10 protein-coding genes, 20 tRNA genes and 1 other annotated feature (1 of these 31 only partly in view) are annotated in these 12,825 nt (G+C 42.6%); of the genes, 8 read left to right on the forward strand and 22 right to left on the reverse strand.

The annotated features are described in order from the left end of the window. The first annotated feature begins 229 nt into the window (after positions 1-229). The 7 genes from brnQ to H538_RS0109440 all read left to right on the forward strand — a co-directional run bounded on the left by brnQ (position 230) and on the right by H538_RS0109440 (position 8,055). On the forward strand, positions 230-1,582 hold the full coding sequence (gene brnQ, locus H538_RS0109410; RefSeq protein ID WP_026677401.1) for a branched-chain amino acid transport system II carrier protein: 1,353 nt from the start codon (positions 230-232) through the stop codon (positions 1,580-1,582). Between the two features lie 264 nt (positions 1,583-1,846). Further along, positions 1,847-2,800, forward strand: coding sequence for a sugar kinase (locus H538_RS0109415; RefSeq protein ID WP_026677402.1), 954 nt, complete (start codon positions 1,847-1,849; stop codon positions 2,798-2,800). A gap of 21 nt (positions 2,801-2,821) precedes the next feature. Next, positions 2,822-3,460, forward strand: coding sequence for a bifunctional 4-hydroxy-2-oxoglutarate aldolase/2-dehydro-3-deoxy-phosphogluconate aldolase (locus H538_RS0109420; protein ID WP_026677403.1), 639 nt, complete (start codon positions 2,822-2,824; stop codon positions 3,458-3,460). A gap of 26 nt (positions 3,461-3,486) precedes the next feature. Continuing rightward, entirely contained in the window at positions 3,487-4,635 is a 1,149-nt protein-coding gene (gene dgoD / locus H538_RS0109425; RefSeq protein WP_026677404.1) for a galactonate dehydratase, read from the forward strand. A gap of 72 nt (positions 4,636-4,707) precedes the next feature. Continuing rightward, the gene (locus H538_RS0109430; protein WP_035350495.1) at positions 4,708-6,027 is read left to right on the forward strand and encodes an MFS transporter; all 1,320 of its coding nucleotides are present in this window, start codon (positions 4,708-4,710) and stop codon (positions 6,025-6,027) included. A gap of 94 nt (positions 6,028-6,121) precedes the next feature. Beyond that, positions 6,122-6,880, forward strand: a complete 759-nt coding sequence (locus H538_RS0109435; RefSeq protein WP_026677406.1) for an IclR family transcriptional regulator — start codon at positions 6,122-6,124, stop codon at positions 6,878-6,880. Between the two features lie 428 nt (positions 6,881-7,308). Further along, positions 7,309-8,055 carry a MerR family transcriptional regulator gene (locus H538_RS0109440; RefSeq protein ID WP_026677407.1) on the forward strand — a complete coding sequence of 249 codons (747 nt, stop codon included), beginning with the start codon at positions 7,309-7,311 and terminating at the stop codon, positions 8,053-8,055. Positions 8,056-8,679: 624 nt separating this feature from the next. Here the strand turns inward: H538_RS0109440 and H538_RS0109445 are convergent. Next, complete coding sequence (locus H538_RS0109445; RefSeq protein ID WP_026677408.1) at positions 8,680-8,964, reverse strand: hypothetical protein; 285 nt, start codon at positions 8,962-8,964, stop codon at positions 8,680-8,682. Between the two features lie 158 nt (positions 8,965-9,122). Here H538_RS0109445 and H538_RS0109450 point away from each other — a divergent pair, with 158 nt between their 5' ends. After that, positions 9,123-9,812 carry an aspartate/glutamate racemase family protein gene (locus H538_RS0109450; RefSeq protein ID WP_026677409.1) on the forward strand — a complete coding sequence of 230 codons (690 nt, stop codon included), beginning with the start codon at positions 9,123-9,125 and terminating at the stop codon, positions 9,810-9,812. Positions 9,813-9,894: 82 nt separating this feature from the next. Here the strand turns inward: H538_RS0109450 and H538_RS0109455 are convergent, their stop codons facing one another. From H538_RS0109455 to H538_RS0109555, 21 genes are all read right to left on the reverse strand, one after another. Continuing rightward, positions 9,895-10,467: a GNAT family N-acetyltransferase gene (locus H538_RS0109455; RefSeq protein ID WP_026677410.1), complete on the reverse strand. Its 573-nt coding sequence runs from the start codon at positions 10,465-10,467 to the stop codon at positions 9,895-9,897. Between the two features lie 115 nt (positions 10,468-10,582). After that, positions 10,583-10,654: transfer RNA gene (locus H538_RS0109460), tRNA-Glu, on the reverse strand. A 9-nt stretch (positions 10,655-10,663) separates the two neighbouring features. Beyond that, a tRNA-Asn gene (locus tag H538_RS0109465) sits at positions 10,664-10,738 on the reverse strand. A 4-nt stretch (positions 10,739-10,742) separates the two neighbouring features. Beyond that, positions 10,743-10,819 (reverse strand) — tRNA-Ile (locus H538_RS0109470). A 75-nt stretch (positions 10,820-10,894) separates the two neighbouring features. Next, positions 10,895-10,968, reverse strand: a tRNA-Gly gene (locus H538_RS0109475). A 12-nt stretch (positions 10,969-10,980) separates the two neighbouring features. Beyond that, a tRNA-Cys gene (locus H538_RS0109480) sits at positions 10,981-11,055 on the reverse strand. A 39-nt stretch (positions 11,056-11,094) separates the two neighbouring features. Then, a tRNA-Gln gene (locus tag H538_RS0109485) sits at positions 11,095-11,169 on the reverse strand. 46 nt (positions 11,170-11,215) lie between these two features. Next, a tRNA-Phe gene (locus H538_RS0109490) sits at positions 11,216-11,291 on the reverse strand. A 160-nt stretch (positions 11,292-11,451) separates the two neighbouring features. Beyond that, positions 11,452-11,527, reverse strand: a tRNA-Asp gene (locus H538_RS0109495). Positions 11,528-11,546: 19 nt separating this feature from the next. Then, positions 11,547-11,623 (reverse strand) — tRNA-Met (locus H538_RS0109500). 177 nt (positions 11,624-11,800) lie between these two features. Beyond that, positions 11,801-11,874, reverse strand: a tRNA-Ile gene (locus H538_RS0109505). Between the two features lie 11 nt (positions 11,875-11,885). Continuing rightward, a tRNA-His gene (locus H538_RS0109510) sits at positions 11,886-11,961 on the reverse strand. An 11-nt stretch (positions 11,962-11,972) separates the two neighbouring features. Further along, positions 11,973-12,049: transfer RNA gene (locus H538_RS0109515), tRNA-Met, on the reverse strand. A 14-nt stretch (positions 12,050-12,063) separates the two neighbouring features. Further along, positions 12,064-12,136 (reverse strand) — tRNA-Ala (locus tag H538_RS0109520). 12 nt (positions 12,137-12,148) lie between these two features. Then, positions 12,149-12,225 (reverse strand) — tRNA-Pro (locus H538_RS0109525). A 3-nt stretch (positions 12,226-12,228) separates the two neighbouring features. Next, positions 12,229-12,305: transfer RNA gene (locus H538_RS0109530), tRNA-Arg, on the reverse strand. 9 nt (positions 12,306-12,314) lie between these two features. After that, positions 12,315-12,400: transfer RNA gene (locus H538_RS0109535), tRNA-Leu, on the reverse strand. 28 nt (positions 12,401-12,428) lie between these two features. Beyond that, a tRNA-Gly gene (locus H538_RS0109540) sits at positions 12,429-12,500 on the reverse strand. Positions 12,501-12,508: 8 nt separating this feature from the next. After that, a tRNA-Leu gene (locus H538_RS0109545) sits at positions 12,509-12,592 on the reverse strand. 16 nt (positions 12,593-12,608) lie between these two features. Continuing rightward, positions 12,609-12,684 (reverse strand) — tRNA-Lys (locus tag H538_RS0109550). Positions 12,685-12,688: 4 nt separating this feature from the next. Next, a tRNA-Thr gene (locus tag H538_RS0109555) sits at positions 12,689-12,764 on the reverse strand. A gap of 22 nt (positions 12,765-12,786) precedes the next feature. After that, positions 12,787-12,825 (reverse strand) — a sequence feature (16S ribosomal RNA rRNA prediction is too short); it runs 255 nt beyond the window's last position.

A 12,825-nucleotide genomic window follows, 5' to 3' on the forward strand; every position in this document is an offset into this window, starting at 1 on the left:
TTTGTGATTTTATCAGCGGATATGGTGTGTTACATTTGTATGGGATTAAAAATAGCAACTTCTCTCTATAGCAGAAATGGTGTTAGTACAAGCTTCTATCTTCGAATGAGGCGGTGTCTTATTACAAAAATCGTTATTTTATTGAACTTGATGAACCTGTTTAAGAATATCGCAAGCAATAGCTGAACATACTAAAAGCTTATCCCTTGCAGTTATTGGAGGATTGATGATGTCAAAAAAAGTTTCTTCTTCTTTTATCCTAATTTTAGGATTAATGTTATTTGCATTGTTTTTCGGAGCGGGAAATTTAATTTTTCCCCCTATGCTTGGCCAAATGGCTGGAAAGAATGTATGGATAGCCAATGCGGGTTTCTTAGTTACCGGAGTGGGTCTGCCATTGTTAGCAATTACTGCATTTGTTTTCTCAGGTAAAAATAATTTGCAATCTTTAGCCAGTCGGGTGCATCCGTTGTTTGGCATCGTATTTACGACTGTTCTCTATCTGGCAATCGGCCCTTGTTTCGCTATTCCGAGATCCGGAAATGTATCGTTTGAAATCGGAGTTAAACCTTTTTTATCCAATCATGCAAGCCCTGTTGCATTAATCTTATTTACCATCTTATTTTTCACGGTTGCTTGCTTGTTGTCACTTAATCCTACAAAAATTATCGATGTAGTTGGAAAATTTCTAACTCCTATTAAATTGTCATTTATCGGATTGCTCGTCGTTGTAGCTCTCGTTCATCCAATTGGAAAATTTCAAGCGCCTTCTGAAGATTATACATCACATGCATTTTTTAAAGGCTTTCAAGAAGGATATTTAACGCTTGATGCACTTGTCGCTTTTGTTTTTGGAATCATTATTGTAAATGCAATTAAAGAAAAAGGCGTTTCTAATAAAAAACAGCTGTTGATTATTTGTGCCAAAGCAATGGCTATTGCTGCTGCACTCCTGGCTCTTATCTACACGTCCCTTTCCTATATGGGCGCTTCTAGCGTTGAAAAGCTAGGTCTTTTAGAAAATGGGGCTGAGGTTTTAGCCAGGGTTTCATCCTACTACTTCGGATCTTACGGCTCCATTTTATTGGGCTTAATGATTACGGTAGCATGTTTGACAACGAGTGTAGGGCTTATCACTGCTTGCTCTTCATTTTTTCATGGATTGTTTCCAAACGTCTCTTATAAAAAAATTGCTATCATTTTATCTATGTTTAGCACACTTGTAGCAAATATAGGGTTAACACAGCTAATTAAGGTTTCAATGCCTGTATTAATGACTTTGTATCCTATTGCTATTTCTTTATTATTTTTGACATTTTTACATTCCGTATTTAAAGGGAAAGCGGAAGTGTATCAAGGCAGTTTGACATTGACATTTATCGTTAGCCTATTTGATGGCTTGAATGCAGCTGGAATAAAAATTGAAGTCATTCATCATTTTTTCACTCAGTTTCTTCCCCTGTATAACGTAGGGTTAGGGTGGCTGCTTCCTTCGATTTTAGGAGGAGTTGCCGGCTATTTATTTAGTATATTGCGAAAAAAAATAATCGTAGTGCTTGCAAAGCTCAATGAAATAAAATGAGTGATCATCGATCTAGAAAAAATAGTCGAAATTTTATAACTGTGTTGGATGGCCTGGCTCCTGTCTCAGGTCATTACGAGTAAAAATAATTAAATTAAAACATGCCTCCCACGGGGCATGTTTTTCTTTTTAATGTTCAACTTGTGCAGATTTTTAAAAATATTGTACCATTTTTTATTCTATGATAAGATGAAAGCATAATTCACATATAGATATTGAATTCACATATGTGATTTTCAACCATTGAAATTGGAGGATCTAAAAGTGGATGTAATTACTCTTGGAGAAACAATGGTCGCCTTTACGCCTGCCACCAACGGCCTATTGAGATATGCCCGCAACTTTTCCGCAAAATACGCGGGAGCTGAATCGAATGTTGCGATCGCTCTTTCCCGTTTAGGACATCACGTTGGCTGGATCAGCAAAATTGGCGACGATGAATTCGGCAAAGGCCTGCTGTCATTTATTCGCGGCGAGGGCGTTGATGTAAGTCAGGTGGTAACGGACCCGGAAAATCCAACCGGCCTTTATTTTAAGGAGCTCTTACATCCTGATGATGTGCGGGTTCACTACTATCGAAAATATTCTGCGGCAAGCACGTTCACGCCAGAAGATTTAAATGAGGACTATTTTGCAAAAGCGGCCTATTTGCATTTAACAGGAATTACACCTGCCTTGAGCGAGTCCTGTTATCAAACGGTACATAAGTCGATTGAATTGGCAAAAAAACACGGGGTCAAAATCATTTTTGATCCGAACTTGCGGAAAAAACTGTGGAGCGAAGAGAAAGCGCGCAAAGTGTTAGTAGAAATCGCTTCAATGGCCGATATCGTGCTGCCTGGCATTAGCGAAGGACAGTTTCTTTTCGGAAAAAAAGAGACAAAAGAGATTGCTGATTCTTTTCTTAAGATAGGCGCGTCCATTGTGGTAATTAAGCTAGGCGAAAAAGGCGCCTATTTTGCAGCCTCCGAAGAAAGCGGATTCATCCCCGGATTCCCTGTCAAACAAGTCATCGACCCTGTCGGCGCTGGCGATGGATTTGCGGGAGGCTTTATCTCCGGCCTTCTCGACGGTTTAAGTCTTTCAGAAGCTGTAAAAAGGGGCTGCGCTATCGGGGCGATGGTCACTTCTGTCCATGGTGATGTCGAAGGGTTGCCTGACCGAAGGCTGTTAGAACAGTTTATAAATAAACGGGATGAAGATGACGTGCAAAGATAAACTTGAAAGGAGCTAGATAAAATGAAAGCGCTCGCGCACATTTTAGAACATAAAATTATCGCGATTATTCGAGGGGCCAATCCAGAGGATGTACTAGCCATTAGCCGCGCTTTAAAAGACGGCGGGGTTTCGATTTTAGAAATTACATTGAATTCACCAAAAGCATTGTCAACGATCGAAAAAGTTGCAGATGAATTTGGTGATGAAGTGTTAGTTGGTGCCGGGACCGTCCTTGATGCCGAATCAGCCCGGGCAGCGCTATTATCCGGAGCGAAATTTATCCTATCGCCTACAGTGAACAGGCAAACGATCGAAATGACGAAACGCTATGGCGCCGTCAGCATTCCTGGCGCATTGACGCCGACGGAAATTTTAACGGCCTACGAACATGGCGCGGACATCATTAAAGTGTTTCCCGCAAATGCGGTTGGCGTTTCCTATATTAAAGATATTCACGGCCCGCTTCCCCATATCCCGCTCATGCCGACCGGCGGTGTCGATTTAACGAATATCGGCGGCTATTTCAGAGCGGGCGCAGTAGCCGCAGGGCTCGGAAGCTCTTTAGTCAACGCCAAACATCAAGTGACGGAATCATATTTAAACGATTTGACGGAGAAAGCGGCAGCTTTTGTTGCCGAAGTGAGCAAGTCGCTATCTTAATTTTAAAAGTACGAGGAGGAACCATAATGAAAATTACTCATTTCGAACTGTATCAAGTCCCCCCGCGATGGCTTTTTTTAAAAATCGAAACAGACGAAGGAATTAGCGGATGGGGAGAACCCGTTATTGAAGGAAGAGCGGACACTGTCAGGACATGTGTGGAAGAGTTGATGGATTATCTAATCGGAAAGGATCCGCTCCGCATTGAAGATCATTGGAACATGCTTTACCGCTCAGGCTTCTATCGCGGCGGCCCGATTTTGATGAGCGCCATTAGCGGAATTGACCAGGCGTTATGGGATATTAAAGGAAAATATTTCAACGCCCCCGTTTATCAGCTGCTTGGCGGTGCCTGCCGCGATTCGATCCGCGTCTATTCATGGATTGGAGGCGATCGCCCGCATGACGTAGGCAAGGCGGCAAAAGAGGTCGTGGAACTTGGATTCACAGCCGTGAAAATGAACGGCACGGAAGAACTGCAATACATTGATTCCCATGAAAAAATCGACCAGGCTGTTGAACGGGTAGCCGCGGTTCGCGAAGCTGTCGGAAAATATGTCGGAATCGGGATTGATTTTCATGGCCGCGTCCATAAACCGATGGCAAAAGTCCTCGCCAAAGAGCTGGAGCCATACCGTCCGATGTTCATTGAGGAGCCGGTGCTCTCTGAAAATAACGAGGCATTGAAAGAAATCGCCCAACATACAACGATTCCGATTGCAACAGGTGAAAGAATGTTTTCACGCTGGGATTTTAAACACGTGCTGTCAGATGGCCATGTTGATATTATCCAGCCGGATCTTTCCCATGCGGGGGGCATCACGGAATGCAAAAAAATCGCCTCGATGGCGGAAGCGTATGATGTCGCATTGGCGCCTCATTGCCCGCTCGGCCCGATCGCTCTTGCCGCCTGCCTGCACGTTGATGCCACCAGCCATAACGCTTTTATTCAAGAACAGAGCCTTGGCATTCACTACAATAAAGGCAGTGATTTGCTTGATTATTTAGCCGATCCTTCTGTTTTTGAATACAAAGACGGCTATGTGCAAATCCCGCAAAAACCGGGGCTCGGAATTGAAATCAACGAAGATCATGTAAAGAGAATGGCAGAAGTCGGCCATCGCTGGCGCAATCCCGTTTGGCGGCATAACGACGGAAGCATCGCTGAATGGTAACAATGCATTGATTTAACCTTCATAGCCCGGGAAGGAAACTTTTCCTTCCCTCTACAAAGAAAGGAGATTACTATGAATCAACCATTGAGTCAAAATCAACCAACAGGGCAACAAAAACGAAAGCCAACTCGTGTCCGTTATGGCGTTTTAGCACTCATTTTTGTAAGCGTTGTAATTAATTATATGGATCGAAGCAATATCTCTGTTGCGGCTTCTGCGATTAGTGATGATTTAAAATTAACTTCCGTTCAGCTCGGGTTGATTTTTTCCGCTTTTGGCTGGGCTTATGCAGCCCTGCAATTGCCTGGCGGATGGCTTATCGACCGATTGGGAACGCGGGTCATGTACGCGGTAAGCCTATTTACATGGTCGCTTGCTACACTTCTTCAAGGAGTGGTTAGAGGATTCGGAGCACTATTCAGTTTACGTTTAGGAGTGGGGATATTTGAAGCGCCGGCTTTTCCTATAAACAACCGGGTCGTTACAAGCTGGTTTCCAGAACGTGAACGAGCTTCGGCAATCGCCATGTATACGTCCGGCCAGTTTGTCGGATTAGCATTTTTAACTCCTCTCCTAACGATGATTCAAGATGCGTTCGGATGGAGAGGCCTGTTTATCATTACCGGAATGATCGGCATGGTCTGGGCCGGCATCTGGTATTTTGTTTATCGCGATCCGTTAAAAAGCAAAAAAGCGAATCAAGAAGAGCTCAAGTTGATTAAAGAAGGCGGCGGACTGATTGAAGGTACCGATTCAAAACAGGCCGAAAAGAAACCATTCCGCTGGGGTGATTTCGGCAAGGTATTCAGTTACCGAAAGCTGTGGGGCATTTATTTAGGGCAATTTGCCGTGAACTCTACGTTATGGTTCTTTTTAACATGGTTCCCGACCTATTTAGTCCAATATCGGCATCTTGATTTCATCAAGTCCGGATTTCTCGCCTCCCTTCCGTTCCTTGCAGCGTTTTGCGGTGTTTTAATTTCCGGATTTTTTTCGGATTTCTTAGTGAAGAAAGGTGCATCCATGGGGGTTGCGCGTAAAACCCCGATCATATGCGGCTTGCTTCTTTCTGTAGCCATTATCGGGGCAAATTATGTGAATAGTACGGCACTCATTATTTTGTTTATGACGATCGCTTTCTTCGGAAATGGGCTGGCCTCGATTACGTGGTCATTGGTTTCCGCCCTTGCTCCCGCCCGGCTCGTTGGTCTTACAGGAGGTGCCTTTAACTTCATTGGAAACCTGGCGTCTATCATTGTTCCTCTCGTGATCGGCTACCTCGCAAAAGGCGGCAACTTTGCCCCGGCTTTAGCATTCATTGCTGTTTTAGCGCTATTAGGGGCACTTTCTTATATCTTTTTAGTCGGAAAAGTAGAAAGAATAGAAGAGTAATCGTTTCATCATCCCGCTATATCGCATTTTACAAAGTTTTGCTATTCGATTACACTTATAATTGAAAAATAATGCGCGAATAGGTGATCAAACCATGTCGGTAAAGTCAGCAATAAGGGTAATGGAAATCCTCGAACTTTTAGCCAATCACCCTGAAGGTTTGACGGTGAAAGAAATAAGCGAATCCCTTTCTTTTCCGCAAAGCAGCACGTTTAATTTAATGCAATCGATGTATAATAAATCGTATGTCAAACAAGATCCATTCAAACGGTATAAATTAGGGCCGAAACTGATTGAAATCGGAATGCGGACGCTGGAATCGATTGACTTGCATTCTGAAAGCCAGCCGTTTTTAATGGAGCTGATGAAAAAAACGGAGGAAACGGTATTTCTTGCGATCCTTTCAGAAACTGAAATTATTTACGTTTCTAAAATCCCGAGCAACCGCTCCATTCAGACTAGCGCTCAAATCGGGCTGCGAAAGCCCCTTTATTCAACCGGCTTAGGAAAAGCATTTTTGGCGTTTATGCCGAAAGAAGAACGGGAGCAAATTCTTGAACAAATTACATTGACGCCTTTTACGGCCAAAACGATCACCAATCGGAAACAACTTGAAGAACAGCTGGACTTTTTTGCTAAAAGCGGCTATTCCATTGATGACGAAGAAGGAGAAGAAGGCTTATACTGCATTGCCTGCCCTGTTTTTGACGCCAGCCATAAAGTCGCAGCAGCCATAAGCGTCGCAGGGCCGAAAGAAAGAATGCTAGCCCGCAGAGATTTTATCGTCGAGCAGACGAAACTTACAGCAAATAAAATCTCTTCCAACATTGGGGCTTACTCCATTGAGAAATGACCGGAATCGGTGAATTGCTGTATTTTGGAAATTTTTCGGTTATCGGCTGATAAATTACTAAAAGTGGCCGATATTCGTCAAAAATTGGCTGATAAATAGCGAACGAAACACCGCTTTGGCAACTACCTAGAAGAAGAGAGTCCAACAGCATATGTTGGGCTCTCTTCTTCGTCTTTCTTTTCAATTGAATTGACTTTGATCACTTCAACCGATTGGAGATCGAGGATTTCCTTCATTTTTCCTGGTAAAAAATATCGATGTCCCAGGGTATTCGGATGATAGATTCAAGCTCCTAATAATTAGATTAATGTTCATAGCTCTATAAATCGGATAATTGTATGTCAATTCAACTCCTTTTTTAAATAAATGTGTTGACTCTTTCCTTAGAGGATACTTTAGTATAAAAAGCAATGAAAGGAGGAGAAGTAATGTACACCGTTCATGAAGTTGCAAAACTAGCTCATACCACAGTAAAGACGTTACATCATTATCACAAAATAGGTCTTTTGATTCCAGAACAAACGACAGAAGCCGGCTATCGTTTATACAGCAAAAAAGATTTAGAACGATTACAACAAATTCTATTTTACAAAGAAATGGATTTTTCTCTTAAGGAAATTAAGCAATTATTAGATGGGGAAATTGACAGGGAGAATACATTGATACAACAAAGGAAATTACTGGAACAAAAAATCAATCGATTTAAAGGACTGATCAATACGATTAATTCCTCCATCAAAAGTGCCAAAGAAGGAAGCGATTTAGATATGGAAACCATGTTTAAAGGGTTTGAGACTGAAGAAGAATGGAAAGAAGCCTTAAAGGACCAAAATGAACATTTGAAAAAAGAATATGATTTTAGCTTGTCAAATCAAACAATCGATGTAGAGTCAATGAACGACTCAGCCATGGAAGCACTGTCATTTAATGAAGATATGATTCGGTTCTTACAAGAAGGGTTCTCCGCAAATGATCCAAAAGTCTTTGAACGTGTAAAAAAACATTTATCAATTTTAGAAAAAAAAGGGCAACCCTCAACACCGCAAGATTTTCTAAATCAGACAGAGTTTTTCATTGTTGACGACTTTCATAGAAATATGTTTGAGCAATGGCAGGTGGGTTACACTTATTTTTTAAATAAGGTAGCAGCTAATTATTTGGCAAATATGAAATAGAACCAATACCAAATAACAAATCAAAAAAACAAACATATGTATTAAACGAACATTTGATTAAGGGGTATGTCCTTAAAATAGTTTGAATTTCAGGACTGGCGAACATTCATTATTTTAAGAACACCTCGTTAGATCTGTGAAATGAGGAAAAACGGTCACGAATCGTTACATGATTTAAAATAATTTCGTTCTCGGACAATAAGTGCTCTTATTTAGACAATAAATCATCCGGTTTAGACAATAACATCTTACGTTTGGACAATAAGTGAAAAAAATACTTATTTTATTGTCCGACTGAGGCCATTTATTGTCCGATGGAAACGAATTATTGTCGGAAATCCACTGTTGATTGTCCAAATGCCATGAAAATAGCATCACACTACCACACTAGAGAAGTTTGATCCTGTTTTTTGCTTCTAATTTTTTTTACAGGCGAAAATGGATTCTTGAAAATAAAAACTTTCTTAGCTGAAAGGGCATTATCCCCTGCTCTAAACCGATTCGCCGCTGAAACATGGCTAATAATTAGCTTACCAATTATAACGGTTTAAATTAAAATAATTTAGCAATCACTGGTATGGGAAACGAAATCCTTGTTGCCATTTGCAATTAACCCCCTTCCTTTTATCCTGCCGTTATAAATTCAACCGAGGTATTCGCGAATAAACCGCTTCCTAAATAAGTTCCATTGAAATCAAACTGCCAATCGTACGTGCCAGCCTCGACATGAACGATTCCGGGCATGATGTCTATTGCAAGTTCAGATATGAGGGTAAAATCAAGCCCCTTATCTACAAAATCATCCGCTATATATTTCGTGATTTTCATTAAATCTTCATCAATAAGAAGAAGGTCCTTTTCTTCAAAAGCCATGAAAATCCGTTCTACAACATATTCATGAAGAGTCATGCCGCCATCTCCTTCATTTCAATCTTAATTCTAGTATTTACAAAAACTATGAATCTATTCAAAATTTCTCAATTAAGCTACAATACAGAAATGTTTTTAATTTTGCGATAAAATAATAAAGGTCTAAAGAGAATACAAAACAATAAAGGAGGAGTAGCATGAAAACAATCGGTTTAATTGGCGGAATGAGCTGGGAGTCAACAGTGGAATATTATCGTATGATCAATGAAGAAGTGAAACATCGATTAGGGGGCTTGCATTCGGCAAAATGTCTTCTCTATAGCGTGGACTTTGAAGAAATTGAACGATGCCAATCAGAAGGAAATTGGCAAAAAGCTGGTTTGATATTAGGAGATGTCGCACAAAGATTAGAAAAAGGCGGTGCTGACTTTATTGTTATATGCACCAATACGATGCATAAGGTTGCTGAAGTCATTCAAGAGAAAATCAGCATCCCGATTTTGCACATCGCCGATGCAACCGTTAAACAAATTAGAAAGAAAAGCATTCGCACAGTCGGGTTGCTTGGCACCAAATATACAATGGAACAAGACTTTTATAAATCCCGGCTTAAAAGTAACGGCATTCAAGTTTTAGTGCCAGGAGAATTCGATCGGGAAATGATCAACCAAGTCATTTATGAGGAATTATGTGTAGGAACAATAAAAGAATCATCAAAGAAGCAATATCAAAAAGTTATCCAACATTTAGTCGATAACGGCGCCGAAGGAATTATTTTAGGATGCACAGAAATCGGATTATTGGTGAAGCCAGAGGATTCAGAAGTGCCGCTGTTTGATACGGCTCTCATCCATGCGGTTGAAGCGGTGAATAAAGCATTGGGCTAATATTTTACACTCAACACTGTCTCAAATGTTGAATGTAAAGCTAACTATAAATGTATAAATATAAAAGGTTAAAGCGGTGATCTTACCAGAGCTTTCGTTCACCCAATTCTAAGTAAACGTCAGTCCCTTCAAAGGTTAAACGGTTTTTTTGCGCTTTATCCGAGATAAAACGAATCATCGTTGCCAGCCCTAACTCGTCACTACGGAACGGTTGGTTGCGAGTGCCGCCAACAAGGCATGTATGATTTGCATGTTCCCAGCCGCCCTGTATATAAAATGGAACTAGAGAAGGCTTGCACGTAAAAATGCTGATATCAGGATGATTTTTTTCAATAAATAATCGTGCCTCTTTTATAAGCCTTAACCCGAACCCCCGATTGCGGTAAGAAGGATCCGTCATCACTTCACTTAGTCCATACGCCTTATACATTTGACCTTTATGTTCAATTAACTTGAATGGAACGGCCACATGGCTAATCACTTTTTCGTTGTCAACAAGCAGGAATGAAGTGGGGTTGGTATCAGGGCTATCGGGCCAATTGAGATCTTCTTCACCCTCAAATGCTTGCGGCCATTCCTGTTTCATTAAAGAAATAATCTGTACTCTCAGATAAGAAGGACACTCTTTCTGAGGGAAGTGAAATAATTTGATCATGAATGTAGCTCCTAATAGAATTTGTCGTTGATATTCATATTATTCAACAAAAAAAGCTGAAAAACCTTTTCGTATATAAAAAAACAGGCCTTCATTTGAAGACCTGTTTAAATAATGACCCGTACGGGATTCGAACCCGTGTTACCGCCGTGAAAGGGCGGTGTCTTAACCGCTTGACCAACGGGCCAGATGAAAATGGCTCCACAGGCAGGACTCGAACCTGCGACCGATCGGTTAACAGCCGATAGCTCTACCACTGAGCTACTGTGGAATGATGGTGGGCCTGAATGGACTTGAACCATCGACCTCACGCTTATCAGGCGTGCGCTCTAACCAGCTGAGCTACAGGCCCATAATTGGAGCACTTTCAAGTACAATAGTGCGTTCTCCTATAGATACCATCCATCATAGTATTGTTCACAATAAATGGAGCGGGTGATGAGAATCGAACTCACGACCAGAGCTTGGAAGGCTCTTGTTTTACCATTAAACTACACCCGCATATCATAAATATGGAGGCGACACCCGGATTCGAACCGGGGGATAAGGGTTTTGCAGACCCGTGCCTTACCACTTGGCTATGCCGCCAGGTGACACTTTCGTTTAGCTCTCCATAATTTTTATGTATGGCTGGGCTAGCTGGATTCGAACCAGCGCATGACGGAGTCAAAGTCCGTTGCCTTACCGCTTGGCTATAGCCCAATGTTCAGGGAGACCAATGCGAAGAAGCAATCCCTTATGAAAATCATGGTGGCTCGAGACGGAATCGAACCGCCGACACGAGGATTTTCAGTCCTCTGCTCTACCGACTGAGCTATCGAGCCAAGATGAATAACTGTCCGTCGGAACCTGTCTCTTCCTCTACAAGAAATTCAAAGAAGAGTATCCGTCAAGACAACTCGTCGCTTAATCACGTTGTAACGCTCGTGACTGAGCTATCGAACCAAAATACATTTAAAGTAGAAAACTTTAAATGTTTGTAAATGGCGGACCCGACCGGGATCGAACCGGCGATCTCCTGCGTGACAGGCAGGCATGTTAACCACTACACCACGGATCCATTATGTAAAAATTTTTTTTGGTTGCGGGGACAGGATTTGAACCTGCGACCTTCGGGTTATGAGCCCGACGAGCTACCAGACTGCTCCACCCCGCGATGATATGAAAGTTTATGGATGACGTTATTACTGTTGGCTGTCCCTTCCTCTACTAGCATTGCTCCGTTGTTTGCTGCGTCGGGACAACTCATAGCGTATTCATGAAGTAACGTTCGTTGCTCCACCCCGCGATGATATGAAAACTTTTCAGATGAAGGCTTTCCCTTCTCTTTCAATGGACCCTGTAGGACTCGAACCTACGACCAATCGGTTATGAGCCGACCGCTCTGACCAACTGAGCTAAGGGTCCGCAGCATTTGATGGGGCGGCCGATGGGAATCGAACCCACGTATGCCGGAACCACAATCCGGTGCGTTAACCACTTCGCCACGACCGCCATGAAAATATTGGTAGCGGCGGAGGGAATCGAACCCCCGACCTCACGGGTATGAACCGTACGCTCTAGCCAGCTGAGCTACACCGCCAAATGTTATTTAAATGGAGCCTAGCGGGATCGAACCGCTGACCTCCTGCGTGCAAAGCAGGCGCTCTCCCAGCTGAGCTAAGGCCCCAAAGTAGTAAAATGGTCGGGAAGACAGGATTTGAACCTGCGACCCCCTGGTCCCAAACCAGGTGCTCTACCAAGCTGAGCCACTTCCCGTTATGGCGCGCCCTGAGAGATTCGAACTCCCGACCTTTTGATTCGTAGTCAAACACTCTATCCAGCTGAGCTAAGGGCGCACTTCCAAGTGCCGAGGGCCGGACTTGAACCGGCACGATAGTCACCTACCGCAGGATTTTAAGTCCTGTGTGTCTGCCAATTCCACCACCCCGGCAGTATAATCAAATCAAGACAAAAATGAGAGCGGAAGACGGGATTCGAACCCGCGACCCCAACCTTGGCAAGGTTGTATTCTACCACTGAACTACTTCCGCATCGCAAATGGTGCGGGTGAAGGGACTCGAACCCCCACGTCAAAGACACTAGATCCTAAGTCTAGCGCGTCTGCCAATTCCGCCACACCCGCATGTATTTATTTAAAATGGTGAGCCATGAAGGACTCGAACCTTCGACCCTCTGATTAAAAGTCAGATGCTCTACCGACTGAGCTAATGGCTCACAATGGTGCCGGCTAGAGGACTTGAACCCCCAACCTACTGATTACAAGTCAGTTGCTCTACCAATTGAGCTAAACCGGCGAAGTAAAATGAAGTTAATTCAATACCGTTGTCTCTTCCTCTACAAGCATTTGCTCCGTAG

This window comes from Fictibacillus gelatini DSM 15865, from assembly GCF_000430745.1.
GTDB lineage: Bacteria > Bacillota > Bacilli > Bacillales > Fictibacillaceae > Fictibacillus_A > Fictibacillus_A gelatini.